The sequence below is a fragment of the Methyloceanibacter sp. genome (assembly GCF_051306395.1).
Taxonomy (GTDB): domain Bacteria; phylum Pseudomonadota; class Alphaproteobacteria; order Rhizobiales; family Methyloligellaceae; genus Methyloceanibacter.
Window position 1 is genome coordinate 37,410 of the sequence record NZ_JBPPND010000017.1, and the last position, 23,383, is coordinate 60,792.

A 23,383-nucleotide genomic window follows, 5' to 3' on the forward strand; every position below is an offset into this window, starting at 1 on the left:
TGGTTTCTACCACCGTGCCTTCAAGGTCGCGAAGGCCTGGGTGGGAGCGCCGTATGAGATGTTGTTGTTGTTGTGGGACGAGATCCAATACTCCGTGTCGAACATGTTCTCGATGTTGACCTGGGCAGACCAGTGCTCGTTGAAGTCATAGAAAACGGCGCTGTCTACCCGCGTGTAGTCAGGCACCTTGACGGCGTTGTTCGCCTCGGCAAACCAGCCCGCCTGGTGGATGATGCCGAGACCAACGCCCCATTTCTTGGTGAGCTGGTACTTGTTCCAAAGGGAGAAGGTGTCGACCGGCACCGATTCCACGGAGTTGCCCACGAGCGCCGTATCGTCCCCCGCGAACAGAATCTCCGAATCCGTGTGGGCATAGCCGCCGAAGACCTGCCATTTGTCGGTGAGGTAGCCGCTCGCCTCAAGCTCCAGACCCCGTGTCCTGGTCAGGCCACGCGCGAACGTGTCGGGACCAATGGTAACCGGCTGATTGTCGCGATCGAGCCGGTAGATCGCCCCCTGTAGGAGCAGGCGAGGCCGAAGCGTCCACTTGAAGCCGGTCTCGTAGTTCTCGAAAGTCTCGGGCTCGAGCTCCTCCGCAGTGACGGACAGCGCACCGAAATTGTCGCCATTCGCCGGCAGGAAGGATTTGGCATAGCTCGCATAGACGTGGAACTGCTCCCAAGGCTTGAGGACGCCGCCGACACGCGGCGACCAAACGTCGTCAACCCGCGATGTCTGGAAGCCGTTGAGCCTGTCCTCGAAGTTGACATCGAAGCGGTCAAAGCGGATGCCGCCGATCAGCTCGAAGTATTGCGTGATCTCGAACTGGTCCTGAATGAAGGCGCTGGCCGTGTCGAGATCGGTGAAGCGGCGCCGGTTGGGCCGGCTGTACATCGTCGGCGTAAAGACCGTCGGATTGAGCGCCGGCACGTCGATGGTGAAGATACCGGAGCCCGGCGCGCCGAACACCGGCAAATTGCGGAACTCGTCATTGCTCTGCACGCCGAACTCCAGGCCTCCGACCAGAGTATGGCGGAGGTGCTGTCCTTGCGCGAAAGAGTAGGAAAAGTCGGTCTGGTTGACGAAGTTCTGGCGCGCGCCAATGCTCTGATAGCCGTCGAGTTCCACGAGGCCCGGCCCCGGTCCATTGACCGGGGAGTCCGCGAAGATGTTCTGATAGAGCTTGTCGTAGTCCGCGAAGAACGTGTGGTTACGGATTTGTAGACCGCCCACGGTCTCGTGCTCGAATGTCGCCGTCGCGATGTGTCCGTCGAACGTGGTGAAGCTTGCGAAGGGCTGGCCAAAGAACGTCTCGATGGGATATTCGAATGGCGCGCCTCCGATCGAAGGGCCGCCGCGGTCGACGTTTTGATCGTGCGTCTTGTACTCGTAGCTGAAGTGAAGCGTCGTCCTCTCGCCGAGCTTGAAGCCCAAGGTGGGGTTGATGCCGTAACGCTCGAGCCAGGAGAAGTCCCGGAAGGTCTCCGAGTCTTCATACATGGCATTGAGACGGAACGCGGCGTTGGGCGATATTGCCTGACCGACATCCGCCGTACCGCGGGCGCGGCCCCAGCTTCCAAGCTGAACCGTGCCTTCATAGATGGGAATGCCGTCGGCGCGCTTGGTCACGCGGTTGATCACGCCGCCGCCGCCACCGCGACCGAAGATCATTGCATTCGGCCCTTTGAGCACCTCGATCGTCTGAACATTGTAGAGGTCGCGGAAGGTCTCGATGTCGTCGCGCACGCCGTCGACGAAGAAATCGGCCGTCGTCTCCTGGCCGCGAAACGTCAGCTGATCGCGATGTCCCTCGCCCTGCTGGACAGCGATGCCCGGAACGTAGAGTAGCGCCTGGCCGAGCGTATTGGCGCCTTGATCCTCGGCGAGCTCCTCGGGGATGATCGACACCGATCCCGGGATGTTCATGATCAACGTGTTCGTCTTGGTCGCAGACGACGTGCCCGCCGCGTAGTAGCCATCGACCCCAGATGAGCCGCGATTGAGCGTGCTACCGTCTACGGGCAAATCGAAGATCGCCTCTTCGATGGCTTCCTGCGAGGCAAAGCCGCCATCCGCGGTGGACGCCGACGGACCCGGTGGAACGCTGGCGATGCTCCGCGGCACAGGGCGCGGTCTTGGCTGGGGGGCAGGCTTAGGCTCGGCCGTGGCGACCGGAGGCGCAGGTTCCAGATCCGCCTCCTGCTCGACGATCACAGGGGGAACGTCGGCGGAAGAGGCTTCACCGTTTGCCGTAGAGTCCGGCTTGCTATCGCCGCTAACTTCTCCTTCCGAGCTTGCGGCCGCTTCTGCCGGCGCACCATTCGTCGCTTCTTGTGCCCTGGCAATCTCGCCGGGCAACAGCATGAAGGCGGCCGAAGCCGAAAGGGCCAAAAGGCTCGATCTATATGTAGAAAAATAGCTGGAAGAGCGCGCCGGCGTCGCCGCCGCGTGCGGAACACGAAACTCCATTAAAGTCCCCCTGTCAGTCCAAACAGACCTGGGGGCGCGCTCCGTCTAACGCGAAACTGCTCCCCCACCCCAACCCGCGCAGGTTGCGCGGAGGGCGTCACGATAGCCGGAGTGCAACGATGCAATTAGTGAAAGATTCTCATCAAAATATGTGAGCAGAATTCATTTCCTGCTGTGGGCCGTTTCGAACCGACCCCCCCTAGCGGCGGGCGGCGAAGAAGTCTTTGAGCAGTGCAGTGGCGGCGGTCTCGCCGATACCGCCATAGACCTCTGGCGCGTGGTGACAGGTCGCTTGCGCGAAGAAGCGCGGTCCGTGCTCGACCGCGCCCCCCTTAGCATCGGCCGCGCCGAAATAGAGCCTGCGGATGCGGGCGAACGAGATGGCCGCTGCGCACATGGCGCAGGGCTCCAGCGTGACGTAGAGATCGCAGTCCACTAGCCGCTCGCTTGCAAGCGTGGCGCACGCCTCGCGGATGGCGAGCAGTTCCGCGTGCGCCGAGGGGTCGCGGAGTTCCAGCGTCCGGTTGCCGGCCTTGCCAAGCACCGCGCCGTCTGGACCCAGCACGACCGCGCCCACCGGCACTTCGCCGCGGCCGGCTGCGGCTCTTGCCTCGTCCAGCGCCAGGTCCATGGGGCGCGTCATTGGACGCTTGCCGGAACCGTCCGCATCTGCAAGCTTCGCCGTCATGGGCGGCAAGGTGGGCGAGAAGACGAGCCGGGGTCAAGCATTCCGGACGGGGCGCGATGTGCCCCCTGCCCCAATGGAGCCCATGCGCATCGCCAAGGCCATGGCCCATGCCGGGCTCTGCTCGCGGCGCGACGCCGAGAAATGGATCGAGGCGGGGCGCGTCTCGGTCAACGGCGAGATGCTCAAGACGCCAGCCCATGTGGTCTCCGCCGCCGATATCATCACCGTGGATGGAGAGCCGCTGCCACAGGCGCAGACCGCGCGGCTATGGCGCTACAACAAGCCCAAGGGCCTGGTGACAAGCCACAAGGACCCGGAAGGCCGGCCGACCGTCTTTGCGAATTTGCCGGAGGGCTTGCCACGCGTGGTCTCGGTGGGGCGGCTCGACATCAACACCGAGGGGCTGCTGCTCCTCACCACGGACGGCGCCCTGGCGCGGCATCTGGAACTGCCGAGCACCGGGTGGGTGCGGCGCTACCGGGTCCGCGCCCACGGGCATGTTAGCCAAGAGGCGCTCGACCGGCTCAAGAAAGGAATCACCATCGAGGGCGTGCGCTACGGCCCGGTGGAGGCCCGCGTCGAGCGGCAGCAAGCCAGCAATGTGTGGCTGATGATCGGCTTGCGCGAAGGCAAGAACCGCGAGGTGAAGCGCATCGCCGAGCATCTCGGGCTCACCGTGAACCGGCTGATCCGCGTTTCGTTCGGGCCGTTTGCGCTCGGCGAGCTCACGGCGGGCGCGATCGAGGAAGTGAAGCGCAAGGTCCTGGTCGAGCAGCTTGGCATGACGCTTTCCCGCGAGCTCGGGCTGAAACGCTGATGCGCATCATCGCCGGGCGCTTCAAGGGCAAGACGCTCGACGCGCCGAAAGGCTTGAACACGCGGCCGACCTCGGACCGGGTGCGCGAGGCGCTGTTCAACGTGTTGGAGCACGGCGCGCCGGCCCTAGACTTCGAGGGTGCGCGCGTGCTCGACCTGTTCGCGGGATCCGGCGCGCTGGGCTTGGAAGCCTTGTCACGCGGCGCGCGCTACAGCCTGTTCATCGAGGACGATGCGGGCGCGCGGGGCGCGATCCGCCGCAACGTGGAGGCCCTGGGGCTCACGGGCATCACCAAGATCTGGCGGCGGGACGCCACAAAGCTTGGCCCCGCCGGCAGCCTCGCGCCCTTCGATCTGATCTTCTGCGATCCCCCTTACGGCAAGGGTTTGGGGGAACGGGCGCTCGCCAGTGCCGTTGAAGGTCAATGGATTGCTCCAGAGGCTATCGCCGTGCTGGAAGAGCGCGCCGGATCCGCGCCCGCCTGGCCCGCACCTTTCGAGGAGATCGACCGGCGCCGCTATGGCGACACCGAAATCGCCATCGCCAAGGTTTCCGGCTAGGCCTTTTTCCGCGGGGCCCGCTAAATCTGTGCTTAGATGCGGCCATGTCGTTGCGCGCAGTGCTGTTCACGCCGTTAGTGTTGGCGGCCGTCGCCGCGGCTGACCCCACGCCGGGCCGTTTCAGCTCGGGCGTGTGGCAGGGGGCCGCCAATTACGACGACGAAGGCTACTTTTCCGACTGCACTATGACGGCGGAGGCTCAGTCGGGCGTCCTGCTCGGCTTCGTCATCAGCAAGGATTTCGACTGGGGCCTGGTCATCGCCGACGAGACGCGAAGCTTCGACGTGGGCACCCGCAAGGCCGTGCTGCTGCTCGTGGACGGACGCGAGCCGATCGCCGCCATAGCCAAGGTGGTGGACGCGCACGGCATTCTCATTCCACTCGAGAATTCCGATGAGGTCGTCGAGGCCATGCGCGCGGGCAAGGCGTTGCGCATCGCCACGGACGGGACGGAGTTCCGCTTCGAGCTGACCGGCACAAGCGAGGCCATCGCCGCGCTCGCCCAATGCGTGACCGAGCACGAGGGGACCAAACGGGTCGAGCTTTGAGCGTCTCAGCGGCGCTGAAACAGTTTCTCGATGTCGGTGAGCTTCAACTCAACATAGGTGGGTCGGCCGTGATTGCACTGGCCGGAGAACGGGGTCTGCTCCATGTCGCGGAGTAACGCGTTCATCTCTTGCGGCGAGAGGCGCCGTCCGGCGCGCACGCTGCCGTGGCAGGCCATGGTGGAGAGCACGTGATCCAAGCGCTCGCTTAGGGTCCGGGCGCCGTCGCCGTCCTCGGCTTCCATGAGCGTGCCGGCGAGATCATTGAGGAGCCCCTTGACGTCGCAGGTTCCGAGCAGCGCCGGCACCTCGCGCACGGCGATGGCCTGGGCGCCGAACGCCTCGATGACCAGGCCCAGGCGCTCAAGTTCGTCCGAGGCCGCAAGCAACGCCCCGGCGGCATCCGCATCGAGCTCGACGACGTCGGGGATGAGCAGCATCTGCCGGCTTATGCCGCCATTGGCGAGCGCGCTTTTGAGCCGCTCATAGACGAGCCGCTCATGGGCCGCGTGCTGATCCACGATGACCAGCGCATCGCCCGTCTCGGCGATAATGAAGGTGTCCTGCACTTGCGCCCGGGCCGCACCCAGCGGGTAGCCAGACGGCGTCTCGTCCTCGGTGGCTGCGCCGCGCATGTCGGCCGACGGCGCCGCGACCCCTTCGAACGGGGCTTGCGCCCGTTCCGCCAGCCCTGCATGCGGGGGCCGCGCATAGCTCTGATAGCTCCGCGCGCCTGAGGGCGGCGACGGCATAGACGAAGGCGGCGCCATACGGTGCAGCGCATCTTGAGCGAGGCTTCCCGTGGCGCGGTGACCTGCGGCGCCCAAAGCATCCCGGAGCGCGCCGATCAGTAAGGACCGTACGCCGTTGGCGTCGCGGAAACGAAGCTCGGTCTTAGCGGGATGGACATTCACGTCCACCTCGTCCGGCGGCACATCCAGGAACAGCGCCAGCATGGGATAGCGGCCGCGCGGCACCAAATCTCCATAGGCGGCGCGCACCGTGCCAGCGATGAGCTTGTCGCGCACCGGGCGCCCATTGACGACGAGATAGATGTTGAGCCCGTTCGGACGGTGCAGCGTCGGCAGCCCGGCAAAGCCTTCGACGGTGACCGCGCCGCGCGATGCCGAAACGGGAAGCGCATCCTCCACGAAGTCCGCACCGAGAATACGCCCAAGCCGCGCCAGCCCATGGTCGAGCAGACCCGGCGGACTCGCCTCAAGGCGCAGCGTGGTGCGGTCTCCGGTCGAGAGCGAAAACGCGATCTCGGGATGGGCGAGCGCCAGACGCTTGACCTGATCGGAAATCGCGGCGGCTTCCGCGCGCTCGGACTTCATGAATTTGAGTCGCGCGGGCGTGGCATAGAAGAGATCGCGCACCTCGACCTCGGTGCCGGCCGCGCGCGCAGCGGGTTTCCGCGGGCTCTTGCGGCCGCCGTCGACGGAGATTTGGAAGGCCTCGTGGGCGTCCTTCGCCCGGCTGGTGATGACGAGCCTGGCCACGGCGCCGATCGAAGGCAGCGCCTCGCCACGGAATCCCAAGGTCAGAATGTGCGAGAGGTCGTCGCCGGCGAGCTTTGAGGTGGCGTGGCGCTCGATCGCAAGTTCGAGGTCCCCGGCGCTCATGCCGGCGCCGTCATCGGCTACGCAGATGAGCTGCAAGCCGCCGGCCGTGGCGGTCACGTCGATCCGGGACGCGCCCGCGTCGATCGCGTTCTCCACCAGCTCCTTGACGACGCTGGCCGGCCGCTCCACCACCTCACCCGCGGCAATGCGATTTATGAGGTTCGGCGGCAGCTGACGTATGGCCATGCCCTGCCTCCGTTCGCCGCCGGGCCTGAACGCCGGCGGAACCGCCACTTTAGCCGATTCTGCCGAGAGACGCGCCCTAGCCGGGGGCGCCGGTGGGGATGATTTCGGCGGGCTCGACGGGCTTGCCGACAATGGTGGTGATGAGCTGGTCGGCCGCCAGCAGGCGCTTAGCCACGTGCTTGATGTCGTCCATGGTCACCGCCTCCACCAGCGCGTTGCGCTTGGTGATGTAGTCTATGCCGAGATCCTCGATCTGGATCCACAGAAGCTGGCTGGCGATGCTCGAGGAGGACTCGAAGCGCAGCGCATAAGCACCGGTGAGATAGGCCTTGGCGCTGTCCAGCTCCTCATCGCTCGGCCCTTGCTCAGCAAGCCGCATAAGCTCGTCCTGGATCACGGTGAGCGACTGGCCGACCGCCTCGTTCTTGGTGGCGACGTTGCCGACGAACACCGCGCCATGCCGATAGGGATAAAGGTTGGAATAGACCGAATAGGCCAGACCGCGCTTCTCGCGCACCTCCTCCATCAGCCGCGAGGAGAAGCCGCCGCCGCCGATGATGTAGTTCAGCACGTAAGCCGCAATGAAATCATCGTCGTCCCGGGCGATGCCGCGATGGCCGAACTGCGCCACCGATTGGGGAACGTCCATGACGATAACCTCTCGTGTCGGGCCAAGCGGCGGGCGCGCCTCGGCCACCTGCACCAACTCCGAGCGCTCCGGCAGATCACCGAACAGCTGGTCGAGCGCCTTGCCGAGCTCTTCCGCGGTGATGTCGCCGACCACCGAGACCACCAGCTTGTCCCGGGCGAAGACGCGGCGGACATAGTCGTGCAGATCCTCGGAGGTGATGGTGGCGATGGAGGCCATGGTGCCCTTCACGGGGCGGCCATAGGGGTGATCGTGGAAGGCGAGACGGTCCCAGGCGAGCGAGGCCACGGTCTCCGGGTCGTTCTCGTCGAACTTAAGCCCCGCCAGAATCTGCGCACGCACGCGTTCGAGCGCGTCCTCATCGAAGCGCGGCTTCGACATGGCGAGCCGCACGAGATCGAAGACCTCGTCCTTGTTCTCGGTGAGCGTCTGGATGTTGCCGAGCATGACGTCACGGCCGGCATCGAAGTCCATGCGCATGGCGAGCGCCTGCTCGCGCTCCTGGAAGGCGGAGGCATCGAGCTCGCCCGCGCCCTCGTCCATCATAGAGGTCACGAAATAGGCTTGACCGTCCTTACCGGACGAGTCCTGAGAGGCACCTCCGACGAAGGCGAACCGGATAGCGATCAGCGGATTGACGTGGCTCTCCACGAGCCAGGCCTTGATGCCGCCGGGGCTCGTCACTTCTTGGATCTTCATTTTACTCCCTTGAGCCGCAGCGGGCGTGGCCCCGAGCGCAAACGCCGCCAGCAACGCGCACAGCCCCATGGTGCCGGCAAAGAGCGAAGAGCGAACCGTCATCCGCGTTTGCCGCCGCCGGCCGCCGCTTGCGCGGGCTTGTCGCCGATGCTGCTCGTATATTCGGGTTCCGGCTTGAGAATGCCTGTGACCGAGTTCTCCTCGACCAGATATTTTCGCGCCACGGCGCGAATATCGTCCACGGTGACGGCCTTGAGGCGCTCGGGCCAGTCCTCCACATCCTCGACGCTCATCCCGACCGCGAGACGCCAGCCATATTGGCGGGCCATGCGGGAGATGGAGTCCGAGTTGTAGACGAACTCGGCGATCTGCGAGGCGCGGGCGCGATCAAGCTCGTCCTGGGTGACGCCCTTCTCGCGCAGCTCTTGCACGACGCCCTCGATCGCCGCCTCCATGTCCTCGGCCGTGTGGGCCTCGCCGGCGATGGCGTAGAAGCCGACCCGGCCGGAATCGCGGCCGGAATCGCTGTACCAGCCGCCGGCCGAGGCCGCCGACTTCTGCTCCATGACGAGCCGCTTGTAGACGCGGCCGGTCGCGCCGTGGGCGGCGATCCGCGTCATGAGATCGAGCGCCTCAGCTTCGCCGGGCTCAGCGGAGGCATAGCTCGGAACCACATAGTAACGCTGCACGGTGGTGCGTCCGGCGCGCGGGTCTTCCAAGGTCACCTTGACCGCCGCATCGTGCTTGGGTTCCTGCGGACGCTCGCGCTTGATGGCCGCGCCATGGCGCGGAATCTTACCGAAGGTCTTCTCGGCGAGCGCCTTCACCTCGTCCGGCTGCACGTCGCCGGCGACGATGAGGATTGCGTTCTCGGGCGCATAGAACCGGCGATAGAAGGCGAACGCGTCGGCGCGGTCGAGTTCCTTCATCTCGTGCTCCCAGCCGATGATGGGGATGCCGTAAGGATGGTTGCGGTAGAGCGCGGCCATCATCTGCTCTTGCAGAATGCTGCCCGGGTCGTTGTCGACACGGGAGCGGCGCTCTTCAAGGATGACATCCCGCTCGGTGCGCACGTCCTCTTCGGTGAGCCGCAGATTGGCCATGCGGTCAGCCTCCATCTCCATCACAGTGGCCAGGCGGTCCTTGGCCACGCGCTGGAAATAGGCGGTGACGTCGTGATTGGTGAAGGCGTTATCGTCGCCGCCGTTCCGGGCGATTAGCTTGGAAAACTGTCCGGTGGGAATCTGATCGGTGCCCTTGAACATCAAATGCTCGAGGAAATGGGCGATGCCGGAGACGCCGGGCGGCTCGTCCGCGGCGCCAACCCTGTACCAGACCATCTGAGTCACCACAGGGGCGCGGTGGTCCGGGATGACCACGACATCCAGGCCATTGGCCAGGGTGAACTCGAAGGCTTTCTCCGAGGGGGCTCTTTCAGCGGCAACAGCAGCAACCGACATTATTAGGCTCATCAAGGCTACGACCAGGCCAGTCCGGAAACGGAGCACAGCGGTCCATTGATCTAGCATCCATACCACCATTCAGCGAGGCCAGAGGATTGGAGATGCGGGCATCGGGCGCGCGGGACGCTAAGCTTAACAAGCCGCTACCCTATGCGCCAGATGTCGGGCCTCGGGCCAAGTTTTTCAAGAAAAATGGAGGTGCAAGATCGCGGCCAAACGCCGGAGCGGCCTCTCCGTGCCGGAGGCTTGGTTAACGGCTTCCCTAGAATCCGGTGTTCCGATTCTCGCCGGCCGAGATGCTGTTGTAGCTGTCAGGTGCCGCAGGCCTGAAGGCGTCGTCGTTCTGGTCAGGCAAGGGCGCCTCGGGAACATGCGGCGCCGGGCGCGACTGGGCCACGCTGGTACCGGGGACCCGGTCTGAGGCGTCCGGTTCCGGCACATCCGGGACGGGCTCTTCGACCGTCTTATCCCGGCCCAGCCACTTATCGAGCAGCGTTTCCTTGCCCGCATAAGGATTGATGGGGTCGGCCTCAATCTCAACCTCGGCCTGCTTGGCCTTCTTGTCCTCGAGGATTCGCTTGCGCACCTTCTCCGGATCGTCCGGCCAATCTTGGCGGTTCGCAGCCACGGAGACGCCCTCTATGGGCTGGGGCAGTTTCTGGAGGTTCGGCGGCACCAAAAGCGGCGGACGCTCGCTCATGCGCACATCGCCTTCCTGGCGGTCGCCGGAGACGCCCATATAGTCGAAGACCTTGCCTTCGAACTCGACGCCGCCGCAGCCGCCAAGAAGCGCCACGCAGCCAAGCATGGCGGCGAGCTTTACGGCCCGGTCTGCAGCGGTTCTGGCGGTGACGTGCCCCAAAATTCCCCCTAGAATCCGGCAAGGCCCGGATTTATTTACATTTTGGAGAGGTTTCCGGCCTTTTTGTGACCCCCGAACATTGAGTCATACAGAAGTCCGATAACCCCGGCAACTATGGCCACGTCGGCGATATTGAAGACGTACCATTCGAAGCCGAAGGCGTGAAAAGCGTAGAAGTCGGCCACCGCGCCATAGACCGCCCGGTCGATCGCATTGCCCAAAGCCCCGCCGATGATCAGCCCGATGGCAATGGCCGTCAGAGGCGCAGTGACGCGGGCGAGCCAAACAATGAGCGCCACACTGGCGAGGACGGCAAAGGCGATCAGCCCTAAGCGGCCCGCGGAGCTGTCCTGGGGCAAGAGCCCATAGCTGATGCCCTTGTTCCAAACCAGGACGAGGTCGAAGAACGGTGTCAGGGTAACCGTCTGCTTGGCGCCGATATCATAGACATAGAGCATCCAGGCCTTGTTGGCCTGGTCGGCCAGCAGCGTGAGCAGAGCCACAATGAGCCCGAGCGGCGAACATGGTCCCCAAAGCCAGTGACGGAGCATGGCGCTATCCGGTCCGGCCGGCGCGCCGATCGTACTGGCGTACGGCCTCGGCATCGCGGGGCGAAAGCGTGGGGAACTCCGGATCGGCGCCCACGTCGGATAGAACCTTCCAGGAGCGGGCGCATTTCTTGCCCTTGGCGCGCGCGAAGACCACGGCCACGTCCGGCACGTCCTCCAACCGGAAGGCGTCTTGCGGCCCCTCCTCCGGGACAAGCGTAGCGCCGCTGGTGATGGCGATCTCGGCGAGATCGACGCCGCCAAGGGCCTCGCGCAAGTCTCGATCCGAGACATACACTTTCGGCGCCGCTTCCAGGCTCGAGCCCATGCGGCCCTCTCTGCGCTCGATCTCGAGCGCGCCGGTGACGGCCCGGCGCACCTGGCGCACCTTCCGCCACTTATTGGAGAGCGCCTCGTCGGCCCATTCACCCGGCACCTCCGCGAACCGGCTCAAGTGCACCGAGCCCTTGTCGCCGGGGAACCGGGTCAGCCATGCCTCTTCCATGGTGAAGCAGAGCATGGGCGCGAGCCAGCCGGTGAGCGCGGCGAACAGCCGGTCCATGACGGTGAGCGCGGCGCGGCGCGTCACGCTGTCATAGGCGTCGCAATAAAGCGCATCCTTGCGTATGTCCAAATAGAACGCGGACATGTCGTTGACGCAGAAATTCAGCAACGCGTGGAAGATGCGCTTGAAGTCGTAGTCTCTGTAACCCTCGCGCACGAGCTCATCGAGCTCGGCGAGCCGCGCCAGCATGTAGCGCTCGAGCTCTGGCATGTCCTCATACGGCACGGTGAGATCGTCGCGGTAATGCGCGAGATTGCCGAGCAGGAAGCGCAGCGTGTTCCGCAAGCGGCGATAGGAGTCGACATTCGCCTTGATGATGTCCGGGCCGATGCGCAAATCCTCGGCATAGTCGGAGCTCATGGCCCATAGCCGCAGGATCTCGGCGCCGGACTGGCGGATGACGTCGTGGGGCGACACCACGTTACCGAGCGATTTCGACATCTTGCGGCCGTCCTCGTCGTTGACGAAGCCGTGGGTCAGCACCTCCTCGAAGGGCGCGCGGCCGCGCGTGCCGCAGGCCTCGAGCAGCGAGGACTGAAACCAGCCGCGATGCTGGTCGGACCCTTCGAGATAGAGCGAGGCGGGCCACTTCAAGTCCGGCCGCTGCTCCAGCACGAAAGCATGGGTGGAGCCGGAGTCGAACCACACATCGAGGATGTCGTCGACCTTCTCCCAAGCCTCCGGGTTGTCGACCAGCCCATCCAGAAAGCGCTGCTGCGCGCCATCCTTAAACCAGACATCGGCCCCCTCGGACTCGAAGGCCATCACGATCCTGTCGATCAACTCCGCCGATGCGTTGAAATCCTGGCGTGGAATGACCTCTCCGGTGTCCTTGTTCACGAACACGGTGATGGGCACGCCCCAGGCGCGCTGGCGCGACACCACCCAATCCGGCCTTGTATCGACCATCCCCTTGATGCGCTTCTCGCCTTGCGGCGGCACGAAGCGCGTGTCGTCGATGGCGTCCAGCGCGCGGGCGCGCAAACTCTGCCCACCGTCGAGCTCGCGGTCCATGGCGATGAACCATTGCGGCGTGGCGCGGAAGATCACCGGCTTCTTGGAGCGCCAGGAATGTGGATAGTCGTGCTTGTAGCGGGCGCGCGCGATTAGTGCTTTCGCCTCCTGTAGCGCCCGGATCACCGCCTCGTTGGCATCGCCGAACTTACCCTTGTCGTCGACCACGCGCTTACCCTCGAAGCGCGGCGCCTCCTTGGTGAAGAAGCCGGCCTCGTCGACCGTGAAGGGGATCGCCTTGTCGATATTGCGCTCGGCCAGAAGGCGTTCGTTGGCGCTCCACACTTCGAAGTCGTCCACGCCGTGGCCGGGGGCTGTGTGCACGAAACCCGTGCCGGCCTCCTCCGTGACGTGGTCGCCGGACAACAACGGCACCATGAAGCGATAATCGCTCTCGCCGCGCAAAGGATGCGCGCTCATGGACTGGCGCAACATCTCGCGCGAGACCTCACCGAGCCGCGACCAGCCTTCGATGCGCGCGGCTTGCTTGACGGTCTCGGCCAGGGAGTCAGCCAGGATCAGCCGCTCGCCGACCCTCGCCCAATTGTCGTCCGGCGCCTGGGTGACCTCGTAGAGCCCATAGGCGATGGACGGCGAATAGGAGATGGCGCGGTTACCGGGGATGGTCCAGGGGGTGGTCGTCCAGATGACCACGGAAGCATGCTGCAAGGTTTGCGGGTTCGGATTGTCCTCGCTCGCGAACAGCACCGGAAACTTCACATAAATCGCCGGGCTCTCGATCTCCTGGTACTCGACCTCGGCTTCGGCCAGCGCGGTGCGTTCCACCACGGACCACATCACGGGCTTCGAGCCGCGATAGAGCAGGCCGTTCATGGCGAACTTCATGAGCTCGCGGGCGATGGTCGCCTCCGCCTCGTGACTCATCGTCGTGTAAGGATGCGCCCAGTCGCCCTCGACGCCGAGCCGCTTGAATTCCTCGCGCTGCACGTCGAGCCATTTCGCGGCCTCGTCGCGGCACTCGCGGCGGAAGGCGATCAGCGCGGCCGCGTCGGAGAGGTCCGGCTTGGGCCGGCCCTTGGCGCGGTAGTTCTCCTCCTCGACCTTCCACTCGATGGGAAGTCCGTGGCAGTCCCAGCCCGGCACGTAGTTGGCGTCCTTGCCCATCATGGACTGAGACCGGGTGATGACGTCCTTGAGGATCTTGTTGAGGGCGTGCCCGATATGGAGGTGACCGTTGGCGTAAGGCGGCCCGTCATGGAGCACGAACTTCTCGCGGCCCATGGCGGCCTCGCGCATGCGATCGTAGAGGCGCATCTCGGCCCAACGCGCCAGCAACTCCGGCTCGCGCTGCGGCAGACCGGCCTTCATGGGGAAGTCGGTCTTGGGCAGGAACAGCGTCTCGCTCCAGTCGCGCTCGGCTTGCGGCTGAATGGCTCTCGGCTTCGCCGTGGCGCTCGTCTTGGGCGCGGTCGTCTTGAGCACGGTCGTCTTGGGCGCGGTCGTCTTGGGCGCGACAGCCTTTTTGGCAGGCGCCACCTTCTTCACGGCCGCTTTTTTGGGGTTCGTGACGCCCTTCTTCGGCGCGGCGGCTTTTTTCGGTTTCGCGGTCTTGCGGGCCTTCGACTGGGCCGGGGCCTTTTTGGCAGGCCTCTTCGCTTTCGTCTTGACGGTCTTGCGTTTGGCGACCGCCTTCCGCTTCGAAGATGTTTTGACAGCCTTCTTCTTGGTCACGGCACGCTTTTTGGCCGTGACCTTTTTGGATGGAGCCTTCTTGGCCGTCTTTTTCTTGGAGACAGCCTTCCTGGCCGCGGGCTTCCGCTTGGCAGCCGTCTTGCGCTTCGCGGCCTCACGCTTGGCCGTCTTCCTCTTGGAGACAGCCTTCTTGGTCTTGGAGACAGCCTTCTTGGTCTTGAGCGTCTTTGGCTTGACCGCGCGCTTTGTCTTGCGGGCAGCTTTGCGCGCGCTCTTGGCGGCCGGTTTGCCGCTCTTCGTTTTTCTCACCATGATCCTGTTTCCGCCCCGAGGCCTCGATTCGATGTGCGAGGCGTTCTAGCAACCGGCCTTACCACAATCCAGTGCCCGGTTGGCGAGTACTGCGCCCAGGGTGAAACGCCGCATGGGATCATCGGCATCGACCGCCGCCAACACGGTGCGGGCCGTGTCGCAGTCCTTGGCCATCTGGGCAGCAAGCGCCTCCGGTGTGTCGAAAGCGTGGTCCGGCCTCAGGAAATCGATGAACTCGACCTCGACCTCGTGGCCGTAGAGGTCGCCGGAGAAGTCGAGCAGAAACGCCTCCAGCACCGGCTCGTCGGCGCCGAAGGTGGGGCGGAGGCCCACATAACCCGCGGCATCGTAGCGCTCGCCGGCGTGATGGACGCGCATGGCGTAGATGCCGTGCCGCACGTCCTGGCCCGGCGCGAGCTTGAAGTTCAGAGTCGGGAAGCCGAGTTCCTTGCCGCGCCCCGCACCGTGGCTGACGCGACCGCGCGCACGCCACCAATAGCCGAGCTGTTCTGCCGCCTCCCTCACCTCGCCTTGGCGCAAGTGATCGCGGATCGTGCTCGATGAAAATGTCACGCCGCCTGCAAGCGTCACCGGCGCGACCACGTCGACGCCGAAGCCTTCCGTCTTGCCGATCGCCGCCAGATGCTCCACGGAGCCGGTTCGGCCCTTGCCGTAGGTGAAGTCGTAGCCGACCACCACGTGGCTCGCGCCGAAGCCCTCCCCCACGACCTCTCCGGCGAAGGTGTCCGCCGACAAGGAGGACAGCGCGTGATCGAAGGTGAGCACGAAGGTGACGTCGAGGCCGAGGGCCTCGAGCAGCTCGAGCTTCACCGGCAACGGCGTCAGCCTGAAAAACGGCTGGTCGGGCGCGAAGAGCTCCCGCGGGTGCGGCTCGAAAATGACGGCGCCGGCGCCGCGGCCTTCCGCGGCAGCGATCCGCTTCACCTCATTGAGCACCGCCTGATGGCCGCGGTGAATGCCGTCGAAGTTTCCGATGGCCAAGACCGCGCCCTTGCGAGCGGGCGGTGTGTCCCGCCAGGAGCGGACGATGTCCATCGGAGATCCTTCGCGTCCTCGGCTATTGGCTCGTGGGCTTGCGGTCGACCATCATCAGAGCCTCGCCCTCGAGCACGGTCTTGCCGGCGATGGAGCAATCGCAAGCGAGCGTGACCCGGCCCTTCTCCGTGTCGACGGCGCTGATGGTGCATGTCGCCACCACTTCGTCGCCGATATAGACCGGCGCCTTGAACTTCATGGTCTGGGACAGATAGATGCACCCGGGGCCCGGCAACTTGGTGCCGAGCACGGTGGAGAACAGCGCGCCCGTGAGAAAGCCGTGGGCGATGCGCTTCTTGAAGATGGTGCTGGCCGCGAAGTTATCGTCGAGATGGACCGGATTGACGTCGCCGGACAGCGCGGCAAAGGTCCTCACGTCCTCATCGGTTATTGTCTTGGAGACGCTGGCCTCCATGCCGGGAGACAAATCTTCCAAGTAGTAGCCGTGGCCCAGGCTCGTCTGACCGTTCGCGGTGCTCGTCATTGCGTTTTCCCTGCTTGTTTGTCGGTGTGATGAGCTGGGCAAAATAGCGAAGCCATTGCTGCACTGCAATAATCTTGGCGGCCCTAATTCTGTGAGCAGAAAACCCGATAAATCCGGGATTTAACTCTCCGTTCATGGCCTAACACTTAAATTTACTGCGGTGAATTCTCCCCGTTTCGGGCTGGCCGGGACGGGAACGCATCCTTCGGTGCTTTGAAGACTTGCGCAAGAGAGCAAGCGGGGCCGAAGGCTGAGGCAGACGGAGGAAGGTTATGGCACTCGATCCCAGCACGCCGGTGCTCGTCGTCGACGACTACAAGACGATGATCCGGATCATTCGGAATCTTTTGAAGCAGCTCGGTTTCGCCAATGTGGATGAGGCGAGCGACGGGACCTCGGCGCTCAACATGATGCGCGAGAAAGACTACGGGCTCATCATCTCCGATTGGAACATGGAGCCGATGACCGGCTACGAGCTGCTGCGCGAGGTGCGCGCCGACGACCGCCTGTCGCGCACGCCTTTCATCATGGTCACCGCCGAGTCCAAGACCGACAACGTGATCGCGGCGAAGAAGGCCGGCGTGAACAACTACATCGTCAAGCCGTTCAACGCCGCCACGCTGAAATCGAAGATCGACGCCATCTTTGGCGCGGCTTCCTAAGAGGCCAATCAGAACGTTCAGTCAAAAAAGACATCTTTCGATAAAGGGCCTTTTCGATGGGTAGCAAGGTTGGGGGAACCAAGGCGAAGCGGACGCCGCCGCGCCAGAAGGCTTGCGGTTGCGAGTCGCATTCGGTCGCGGCAGAGATTACCGCTCTTGTGAACACGCTGCGTGAACTCGCGGCCATCCGCGCCACCGCCGAGGACGCCGCGGCGCGTATCCTCGATTCCGCGGAAGGCTTGCTCGCGCTCGCTGACAAGGAAGAGGCCAAGAAGGCCGAGGACGCGATCCTATCGATCATGACGGCGTGCGGCTTCCACGATCTCGTGGGTCAGCGGGTGACCAAGATCACTCAAACCTTGGACCAGGTGATCGCCGGACGCCTGAATGACGATCACACGCCGGGTCCAAGCCGAGCGCCGCACTCCGACATCGCCCTGGAAGGTCCGGCGCTGCCCGCCGGCAAGGCGGATCAAGCGCATATCGACGCGCTGTTCAGCGAGAAAAGCTAGCCGCTCACCATTGAAGCCCGCGTGTGGCCGCGATCGGCCGCCTGCCCTCCTGCCCGAACAGTTCGGCCAGATGCGCCGCGTCGAGCGCCTCGCCGCCTTCCCCCGGCGCATGGAGTCCGCTCGCCACGAAGACCGCATCGATGCCAAAACTGCCGGCCCCGGCGATATCCGTCTTGAGGCCGTCGCCGATGGCCAGCACCCGGTCCCTGTCGAGGGTCTCGCCCGCGAGCCGCCCCGCGGTCTCCAACGCCAGTTCATAGACCGGCACATGAGGCTTGCCGGCGTAGATCACCTTGCCGCCCAACGTTTCGTAGACCGCTGCCAGCGCACCGGCACAATAGACGAGCCGATGCCCCCGCTCGACCATGTGATCTGGGTTGGCGCAGATCATGAGGAGCCCGCGCGCGGCGAGCGCGCCCAAGAGACCCGTGTAGTCGTCGGGCGTCTCGACGTCGTCGTTGAACGGGCCCGAGCACACGATAAGCTCCGCCTCCTCCGGCCCGGTGAGCGTGATGTCGAGCCCGTCGAAGATCGCCCCGTCGCGCTCGGGCCCGAGATGGAAGACCCGCGCGCCGGCATGCTTGCCGAGCTCGTAGCGCGTCAGATCGCCGGAGGTCACCGTGGCATCGTAGGCCCCATCCGGCACGCCGAATTCGCGAAGCTGCTCTTGTACGGCGGGGCTCGGCCGCGGCGAGTTGGACAACAGCACGACGATACCGCCCGCCTGACGAAAAGCGCGCGTCGCGGCTGCGGCCTCCGGAAAGGCGGTTCGCCCATTGTGCATAACGCCCCAGATATCGACGAACCAGGCGCGGTAGCCTTTGCCGATGTCTTGCACGGAATCGACGATGGGGACGGCGGAAGAGGCTGCGGTCATGACGCCCGGTTAGAGGCTTGCGGGATCGGGGTCAAGGACGCCGCTGGTCGCGCTTTCCGTCGCATCCGGGGCGAGGCGCGTGTAAAATTCGCGTCACGCCGAATCAGGGTGAAGGCATCGGGCCTCGCGCCTCGGCGATGGAGACGGAAATGCGTCATCTCATACTGAAGATTGGTGTGGCGAGCGTGTGCGCTCTCGGTTTTGTCGGTCTCAACCAGCCTGCGAAGGCCTTCTCGCCGCCTGCCCTGGATCAAACACGACCGCTCGTGATCCAGGTTCAAGACATGGAAGACGAAGCCGTCGAGTCGGACCTTGAGTCCGATATCTTGCCGCCGGGATCGGAAGACGAGATGTCCGACGAGCCGATGATGTCGGATGAGATGGACGAGAAAAATGGCGACATGGAAGACGAGATGATGGACGAGCCGGAATAGGCGTTCCTTTCGCTCAGGCACCCAACGGCGCGTCCTTGCGGGCGCGCCGTTCTTGCTTAGTGCGCGCCGGCGTTTTCGAGTTCCTTCGAGAGCGCCGCGTTCATGGGCTGCGGCTTCCCAAAAAGATGGCCTTGGGCGAACTCGACTCCGTGGTCGAGCAGGTCCGCGACGTCGCCTTCCCTCTCCACCTTCTCGATGATGAGTTGCATGCCGAGCCCATCCAGATGCCGCTTCAGATCCGACGCTTTCCGGCCCGGCCCACCGAGGAAGCGCTCGGCGCCCACCTTGACGTAGCGGAAATAGCGGTCGCTCAAAGCGCCGAAATCGGCCTCGATGTCGGCCACGTTGTCGAGGCAGAACGTGTAGCCGAGCGCACCCAAAGTATCGAGACAGCTGAGTTCGGTCTGGGTCAGGCCGAGCATCTCGGTCTGGCTGATCTCGAACACCAGATTCTCGCTGAGGCTGTTGTTCTCCTCCATGAACTCGATCAACTCGGGGTAATAATCGGAGTCGAGCAACGAGTGCATGGAGACATTGCTGAACACGCCCTTGATCCGCGTGTTGGGCCCAAGCCGGCGCAACACCTGGACGCTCCGCACCAGCAGCACGTTGTCAATCAGCGGCATCAAGGCTGAGCGCTTGGCCACGGGCATATACTCGCCGGGCAAAACCAGCGTGCCGTCCGCTTGCCGGATCCGCGTCAGCGCTTCGAAATAGCGGATCTTACGGTCAGGCAGGATCACGGTCGGCTGAAGATAAAGATCGACCCGGCCCTCCTCGATGCCCTCGCGGAGGATGTCGAGCATCCGCTCGTCGTCATCGTCGTCGCCCTGGAAGCTCGTGACGGCGGCGGCAATAGGTTCGGGTTCTGGTTCGAGCCCGGGTTCCGGCTCGGGCTCGGCCTCGAATTCGTCGGCAATCTCCTCCACCACCACGGCGGCGGCCAGGAACCCTCCTCCGGCATCGAGACGGTTGTTGTCTTCTTTCGTCTCTTCTTCCTCCTCTGCGGCCACGTCCACCAGTTCTTCCGGCTCTGGCTCCAGCTCCAGTGTGACAGCCTCGGGCACCGGCTCCAGGACCAGCTCTGGCTCTGGCTCTGACTCTGGCTCCAGCTCGGAGAAAGGCTCCGGCTCAGCCTCGATCTCGACTTCGAACTCTTCCTCAACCGTGACGAGCGGCGGGGCGGGCGGCAGGTCGCGCAATCCGGCCTTCTCCATCCCCCCCGTCCCCGCCAGCGCGGGGGCCGCAAGATTGCCGGAGAGAGACTTGATCAGCCCTTCGAGGACACCGAGATCGTTGGCGATCCTGTCGCGCTCGGTGCGGTTCTCCGCCTGAACCTCGGCGCGCAATGCTTCGATCCGCGCATAAACGTTCTCGAGCTCGCCGGCGAAGGCCGTATTTGCCTGGCCCCCAGCGACATCTCCCAGCGCGTCGCCGGCAACGGCCTGGTCCAGCCGCTCCACCTTGTCGGAGAGACCGTCAAGGCGCGAAAGATTGTCCTCGACCCGATCGAGACGCTGCAAATCGGTGTCGATGATTTCGAGGGCTTCTTCGAGCTCGCCGAGGCGGTCGCCGCCAGCGCCGCCGCCGCGCGATCCGCGCCCCGTCCCGAGGAACGAGGCGGCCATGACCAGAAACAGCGCCGCCGTGCCGATCAGAACCGGCAAGAGCGGCAGGCCGGCCTGAAAGGTCAGCCCGGCGGCAAAAGCGGCCGCGGTGATGGCCATGGCGATCAGAACGATCACGTCAAGCATGGCGAGCCCTCCTGAGGCGGCGCCCTGCCCAGAAGACATGGTGATGCCGGTTTGCATGATCGCGCCGCCCCTCGCGCGGAAATCATGAGCGACAGGCTATTGCAACGCAACATCAAATTGGCCGCCGCACCCTGTGATACCAGCCAAGCGCTTCCAGGCCAAGGCGGCGCGGCTCCAGGATCACAGTAAAGGGCGCGTGCGGGGCTGGCCCAGATCGAACTTGGCGAGCTCGGCGAGCCGCGCGATGTCGGGAATGAAACACCAGCCGTGCTCCCACTGGATCAGGCCGTCGGCCCAGAGCTTCTTCAAGGTCTTGTTGGTGTGCACCAGGGAGAGGCCGAGCGCGTCGGCGAGATGCTCCTGCGTGAAGGGAAAGCGGACTCTGCCTTCGGTGACGAGGCCGACGTCGTGGGCCCGCAGATAGAGGTGCAAAATGTAGTAGGCGGCGCACTCGACGGCGTTCCTGCGGCCGAGGCTCAACAGATGCTCGTTGAGGATCGATTCCTGCCGCGCGGCGAGCCAAGTGATATCGAAGGCGAGGCTCGAACAGTTCTGGTACAGCTCCCAAACGCGCTTCCTGGGGAAGCTGCACAGCACGGCCGGGGTCAGCGTTTCGACCGAATGATCCATGTCGCCCAGCATGGAGCCTTGAATCCCGATGAAGTCGCCCGGCAGGACGAAGCTCGTGATCTGCCGGCGGCCATCGTCCAAGGTCTTGTAGCGGAAGGCCCAGCCCTCAAGCAGCGTGAACAGCTGATCGGAGGGCATCCCCTCCTGGAACACCGTCGAGCCTGGCCCGGTGCGCAGCTCGCCCGCCTTCAACGCGGAAATGAAGTCGAGCTCATCGTCACTAACGGACTGAAAGACCTCGCACATGCGGAGCGGACATTGCGGGCACGGAATGTCGTAACTGAAGGGGATGTTCGCCTGCATGACCGCTCACCTGGGCTCAAACCGGCAATGTGTCAAAGTTAAAAGACAGGGTGCAAGAGAGCCGCGTAAGACTCCAACATCGTCCCCCGTCGCCGTCCCAATACGCGGCCAGAAGGCAAGAGTTACGGCCTACATTTCTCCCAGCTCCCAAATGTCGAAAGCAAGCACCGGCCCCAGCCACCTGGTTGGGGTCAACCTCTTTCTGGCCGACCCCGGGCGGCTGGTTCGCGCCGTGGAGGCTGCCGGCGCAGGTCTTTGGGAATGGGATCTCGGCAGAAACGTCGTCCATATGACTTCCAGCCTCGCCGCGCTTCTCGGGCTCGCGCCCAGAGCGGTGCAGGTCCCTGCCGCAAGCTTTTTCGAGCGCGTCCATCAAGACGACATCGCGCTCTTCCGGGTTTCCTTGAGCGAGGCCCTGCGCGACGAGAAGCCGTTCACGCACGAGTTCAGGGTCGCCCCTAAGGACGACGGCGGAATGCGCTGGCTCAGCTTTCGCGGTCAGGTTCTCGATCGTGCCGAAGACGGTGAGCCGTCGATGCTCGCCGGGCTCTGCTTCGACGTGACCGACCGGCGGCGCACGCAGGAAGCCTATGACCTCCTGAACCGCGAGCTGTCGCACCGGATGAAGAACCTGTTCTCGGTCGTGAGCAGCCTCGTCAACATGACCAGCGAAACTCGGCCCGAAGCACGGGACTTCGTGACATCGTTTCAGGCGCGGCTGAATACCTTCGCCGCCACACACGAGGCGCTCGTGAAGGGGACGTGGCACGCGGTCCCACTGGAAAGCCTCGTGGAGAAGGCGCTCTCGCCGCTCGGCGTCTGGGACCGCATCGATATCCAAAACGCCAATATCTCACTTGGCTCACAAGACTCGCAGACGATCGTGCTCGTGCTGCATGAGCTTGCCACCAACGCCATCAAATACGGCGCGCTGTCCAACGGAACCGGGCGGGTCGACCTCGAATTCCGCTCCCAACCGCCCTCCGAGGACGCCGGGCCGACGCTGATTATGGTCTGGACGGAGAGGGGTGGGCCGATAGTGTCGGCCCCGAGTACGCGGGGCTTCGGCATCAGCCTGATCGAACGGCTGACCAAGCGGCAGACCCACGGGGAGACGGTGCTGAACTGGCGCCCGGATGGCCTGCGCTGCTGCATCGAGCTTCCGATCGCGCCTGCGGAACTCTAGCCCTCGTAACCCATTTCTTAACGTCGTTCGGGCATCAAGCGGGGCTTCCGGCACCGCTTGATGTTCGCGGCCATGCGCCTGTTGACAGCGCGCAAGGCGCGCCCTTACAAGCGGCGCTATTGGCACTCGCATTGACTGAGTGCCAAGCAGCAGCGTTCCAGCGAATAAGGAGCAGAAATCCATGAAATTCCGTCCCCTGCATGACCGCGTAGTGGTCAAGCGGCTCGAGGAGGAGCAGAAGACCAAAGGCGGCATCATCATTCCCGATACCGCGGCCGAAAAACCGCAAACCGGCAAGGTCGTTTCCGCAGGGCCCGGCGCCCGTGGCGAGGACGGCAAGCTTCAGCCCCTGGGCGTGAAGGCCGGCGACAAGGTACTGTTCGGCAAATGGTCGGGCACCGAGGTCAAGATCGATGGCGATGATCTCCTGATCATGAAGGAGTCCGACATCATGGGCGTTCTCGGCTAACGCCCCTCACCCCTTCGAGAAACACCCGCCCGTTAAGATGCCGGCCAAACCGGCTCCTTTAGGGCGTGACCCCATAACGGAGAACATCACTGATGGCAGCTAAAGATGTGAGATTTGCCGCCGACGCCCGCGAGCGCATGCTCAGGGGCGTGGACGTGCTGGCCAACGCGGTCAAAGTGACGCTCGGTCCCAAGGGCCGCAACGTCATCATCGAGAAGTCGTTCGGCGCCCCGCGCTCGACCAAGGACGGCGTCACCGTGGCCAAGGAGATCGAGCTTGAGGACAAGTTCGAGAACATGGGCGCGCAGATGCTGAAAGAGGTCGCCCAGAAGACCAACGAGACCGCGGGCGACGGCACCAC

22 protein-coding genes are annotated in these 23,383 nt (G+C 64.3%); 9 read left to right on the forward strand and 13 right to left on the reverse strand.

Annotated elements, in window-relative coordinates:
• Positions 1–6: 6 nt before the first annotated feature.
• Both ACSLE4_RS01415 and ACSLE4_RS01420 read right to left on the reverse strand, forming a co-directional pair.
• Positions 7–2,124 carry a TonB-dependent receptor gene (locus ACSLE4_RS01415; RefSeq protein ID WP_435902706.1) on the reverse strand — a complete coding sequence of 706 codons (2,118 nt, stop codon included), beginning with the start codon at positions 2,122–2,124 and terminating at the stop codon, positions 7–9.
• 544 nt (positions 2,125–2,668) lie between these two features.
• Complete coding sequence (locus ACSLE4_RS01420) at positions 2,669–3,100, reverse strand: nucleoside deaminase (RefSeq protein ID WP_435902707.1); 432 nt, start codon at positions 3,098–3,100, stop codon at positions 2,669–2,671.
• On the opposite strand from ACSLE4_RS01420, the gene ACSLE4_RS01425 reads away from it, so the two are divergent.
• From ACSLE4_RS01425 to ACSLE4_RS01435, 3 genes are read left to right on the forward strand one after another with little or no spacing between them, the layout of a single operon-like run.
• Positions 3,099–3,974 carry a pseudouridine synthase gene (locus tag ACSLE4_RS01425; RefSeq protein ID WP_435902708.1) on the forward strand — a complete coding sequence of 292 codons (876 nt, stop codon included), beginning with the start codon at positions 3,099–3,101 and terminating at the stop codon, positions 3,972–3,974. The genes ACSLE4_RS01420 and ACSLE4_RS01425 overlap by 2 nt on opposite strands.
• Entirely contained in the window at positions 3,974–4,534 is a 561-nt protein-coding gene (rsmD, locus tag ACSLE4_RS01430) for a 16S rRNA (guanine(966)-N(2))-methyltransferase RsmD (protein ID WP_435902709.1), read from the forward strand. The genes ACSLE4_RS01425 and rsmD overlap by 1 nt, the downstream gene beginning before the upstream one ends.
• A gap of 44 nt (positions 4,535–4,578) precedes the next feature.
• Positions 4,579–5,082, forward strand: coding sequence for a hypothetical protein (locus tag ACSLE4_RS01435; RefSeq protein WP_435902710.1), 504 nt, complete (start codon positions 4,579–4,581; stop codon positions 5,080–5,082).
• A 5-nt stretch (positions 5,083–5,087) separates the two neighbouring features.
• Here the strand turns inward: ACSLE4_RS01435 and mutL are convergent, their stop codons facing one another.
• From mutL to ACSLE4_RS01475, 8 genes are all read right to left on the reverse strand, one after another.
• Entirely contained in the window at positions 5,088–6,890 is a 1,803-nt protein-coding gene (gene mutL, locus ACSLE4_RS01440) for a DNA mismatch repair endonuclease MutL (RefSeq protein WP_435902711.1), read from the reverse strand.
• A gap of 76 nt (positions 6,891–6,966) precedes the next feature.
• Positions 6,967–8,238 (reverse strand): M16 family metallopeptidase, encoded by a 1,272-nt coding sequence (locus ACSLE4_RS01445; RefSeq protein WP_435902712.1) that lies wholly within the window; start codon positions 8,236–8,238, stop codon positions 6,967–6,969.
• Between the two features lie 98 nt (positions 8,239–8,336).
• Positions 8,337–9,698 (reverse strand): M16 family metallopeptidase, encoded by a 1,362-nt coding sequence (locus ACSLE4_RS01450; protein WP_435902713.1) that lies wholly within the window; start codon positions 9,696–9,698, stop codon positions 8,337–8,339.
• A gap of 265 nt (positions 9,699–9,963) precedes the next feature.
• On the reverse strand, positions 9,964–10,563 hold the full coding sequence (locus ACSLE4_RS01455; RefSeq protein ID WP_435902714.1) for a hypothetical protein: 600 nt from the start codon (positions 10,561–10,563) through the stop codon (positions 9,964–9,966).
• A gap of 35 nt (positions 10,564–10,598) precedes the next feature.
• Positions 10,599–11,114: a signal peptidase II gene (gene lspA, locus ACSLE4_RS01460; protein WP_435902715.1), complete on the reverse strand. Its 516-nt coding sequence runs from the start codon at positions 11,112–11,114 to the stop codon at positions 10,599–10,601.
• A 4-nt stretch (positions 11,115–11,118) separates the two neighbouring features.
• The gene (gene ileS, locus ACSLE4_RS01465; protein WP_435902716.1) at positions 11,119–14,655 is read right to left on the reverse strand and encodes an isoleucine--tRNA ligase; all 3,537 of its coding nucleotides are present in this window, start codon (positions 14,653–14,655) and stop codon (positions 11,119–11,121) included.
• 45 nt (positions 14,656–14,700) lie between these two features.
• Positions 14,701–15,711 carry a bifunctional riboflavin kinase/FAD synthetase gene (locus ACSLE4_RS01470; protein WP_435902717.1) on the reverse strand — a complete coding sequence of 337 codons (1,011 nt, stop codon included), beginning with the start codon at positions 15,709–15,711 and terminating at the stop codon, positions 14,701–14,703.
• A 22-nt stretch (positions 15,712–15,733) separates the two neighbouring features.
• On the reverse strand, positions 15,734–16,195 hold the full coding sequence (locus tag ACSLE4_RS01475) for a MaoC family dehydratase (RefSeq protein ID WP_435902718.1): 462 nt from the start codon (positions 16,193–16,195) through the stop codon (positions 15,734–15,736).
• A 272-nt stretch (positions 16,196–16,467) separates the two neighbouring features.
• On the opposite strand from ACSLE4_RS01475, the gene ACSLE4_RS01480 reads away from it, so the two are divergent.
• On the forward strand, positions 16,468–16,857 hold the full coding sequence (locus tag ACSLE4_RS01480) for a response regulator (protein WP_435902719.1): 390 nt from the start codon (positions 16,468–16,470) through the stop codon (positions 16,855–16,857).
• Positions 16,858–16,913: 56 nt separating this feature from the next.
• Positions 16,914–17,369, forward strand: a complete 456-nt coding sequence (locus ACSLE4_RS01485; RefSeq protein WP_435902720.1) for a hypothetical protein — start codon at positions 16,914–16,916, stop codon at positions 17,367–17,369.
• Between the two features lie 4 nt (positions 17,370–17,373).
• Here ACSLE4_RS01485 and ACSLE4_RS01490 read toward each other — a convergent pair whose 3' ends face one another.
• Positions 17,374–18,246, reverse strand: coding sequence for a TIGR01459 family HAD-type hydrolase (locus tag ACSLE4_RS01490; protein ID WP_435902721.1), 873 nt, complete (start codon positions 18,244–18,246; stop codon positions 17,374–17,376).
• A gap of 149 nt (positions 18,247–18,395) precedes the next feature.
• On the opposite strand from ACSLE4_RS01490, the gene ACSLE4_RS01495 reads away from it, so the two are divergent.
• Complete coding sequence (locus ACSLE4_RS01495) at positions 18,396–18,680, forward strand: hypothetical protein (RefSeq protein ID WP_435902722.1); 285 nt, start codon at positions 18,396–18,398, stop codon at positions 18,678–18,680.
• 56 nt (positions 18,681–18,736) lie between these two features.
• Here the strand turns inward: ACSLE4_RS01495 and ACSLE4_RS01500 are convergent, their stop codons facing one another.
• Positions 18,737–20,491: an EAL domain-containing protein gene (locus ACSLE4_RS01500; protein ID WP_435902723.1), complete on the reverse strand. Its 1,755-nt coding sequence runs from the start codon at positions 20,489–20,491 to the stop codon at positions 18,737–18,739.
• A gap of 123 nt (positions 20,492–20,614) precedes the next feature.
• On the reverse strand, positions 20,615–21,367 hold the full coding sequence (locus tag ACSLE4_RS01505) for a Crp/Fnr family transcriptional regulator (RefSeq protein WP_435902724.1): 753 nt from the start codon (positions 21,365–21,367) through the stop codon (positions 20,615–20,617).
• 151 nt (positions 21,368–21,518) lie between these two features.
• On the opposite strand from ACSLE4_RS01505, the gene ACSLE4_RS01510 reads away from it, so the two are divergent.
• From ACSLE4_RS01510 to ACSLE4_RS01520, 3 genes are all read left to right on the forward strand, one after another.
• Positions 21,519–22,553, forward strand: a complete 1,035-nt coding sequence (locus ACSLE4_RS01510; protein ID WP_435902725.1) for a sensor histidine kinase — start codon at positions 21,519–21,521, stop codon at positions 22,551–22,553.
• Positions 22,554–22,734: 181 nt separating this feature from the next.
• Entirely contained in the window at positions 22,735–23,022 is a 288-nt protein-coding gene (locus tag ACSLE4_RS01515) for a co-chaperone GroES (protein WP_435902726.1), read from the forward strand.
• A 92-nt stretch (positions 23,023–23,114) separates the two neighbouring features.
• Positions 23,115–23,383, forward strand: a 269-nt coding sequence (locus ACSLE4_RS01520; RefSeq protein ID WP_435902727.1) for a TCP-1/cpn60 chaperonin family protein, incomplete at its 3' end; no start/stop codon positions are given.

Coding starts and splice junctions, on each gene's coding strand:
- ACSLE4_RS01425 (WP_435902708.1), top strand. CDS start 3,099: ATGGGGCGCGTCATTGGACGCTTGCCGGAACCGTCCGCATCTGCAAGC.
- ACSLE4_RS01420 (WP_435902707.1), bottom strand. CDS start 3,100: ATGGACCTGGCGCTGGACGAGGCAAGAGCCGCAGCCGGCCGCGGCGAA.
- rsmD (WP_435902709.1), top strand. CDS start 3,974: ATGCGCATCATCGCCGGGCGCTTCAAGGGCAAGACGCTCGACGCGCCG.
- ACSLE4_RS01435 (WP_435902710.1), top strand. CDS start 4,579: ATGTCGTTGCGCGCAGTGCTGTTCACGCCGTTAGTGTTGGCGGCCGTC.
- mutL (WP_435902711.1), bottom strand. CDS start 6,890: ATGGCCATACGTCAGCTGCCGCCGAACCTCATAAATCGCATTGCCGCG.
- ACSLE4_RS01445 (WP_435902712.1), bottom strand. CDS start 8,238: ATGAAGATCCAAGAAGTGACGAGCCCCGGCGGCATCAAGGCCTGGCTC.
- ACSLE4_RS01450 (WP_435902713.1), bottom strand. CDS start 9,698: ATGTCGGTTGCTGCTGTTGCCGCTGAAAGAGCCCCCTCGGAGAAAGCC.
- lspA (WP_435902715.1), bottom strand. CDS start 11,114: ATGCTCCGTCACTGGCTTTGGGGACCATGTTCGCCGCTCGGGCTCATT.
- ileS (WP_435902716.1), bottom strand. CDS start 14,655: ATGGTGAGAAAAACGAAGAGCGGCAAACCGGCCGCCAAGAGCGCGCGC.
- ACSLE4_RS01470 (WP_435902717.1), bottom strand. CDS start 15,711: ATGGACATCGTCCGCTCCTGGCGGGACACACCGCCCGCTCGCAAGGGC.
- ACSLE4_RS01475 (WP_435902718.1), bottom strand. CDS start 16,195: ATGACGAGCACCGCGAACGGTCAGACGAGCCTGGGCCACGGCTACTAC.
- ACSLE4_RS01480 (WP_435902719.1), top strand. CDS start 16,468: ATGGCACTCGATCCCAGCACGCCGGTGCTCGTCGTCGACGACTACAAG.
- ACSLE4_RS01485 (WP_435902720.1), top strand. CDS start 16,914: ATGGGTAGCAAGGTTGGGGGAACCAAGGCGAAGCGGACGCCGCCGCGC.
- ACSLE4_RS01490 (WP_435902721.1), bottom strand. CDS start 18,246: ATGACCGCAGCCTCTTCCGCCGTCCCCATCGTCGATTCCGTGCAAGAC.
- ACSLE4_RS01495 (WP_435902722.1), top strand. CDS start 18,396: ATGCGTCATCTCATACTGAAGATTGGTGTGGCGAGCGTGTGCGCTCTC.
- ACSLE4_RS01500 (WP_435902723.1), bottom strand. CDS start 20,491: ATGCAAACCGGCATCACCATGTCTTCTGGGCAGGGCGCCGCCTCAGGA.
- ACSLE4_RS01505 (WP_435902724.1), bottom strand. CDS start 21,367: ATGCAGGCGAACATCCCCTTCAGTTACGACATTCCGTGCCCGCAATGT.
- ACSLE4_RS01510 (WP_435902725.1), top strand. CDS start 21,519: ATGTCGAAAGCAAGCACCGGCCCCAGCCACCTGGTTGGGGTCAACCTC.
- ACSLE4_RS01515 (WP_435902726.1), top strand. CDS start 22,735: ATGAAATTCCGTCCCCTGCATGACCGCGTAGTGGTCAAGCGGCTCGAG.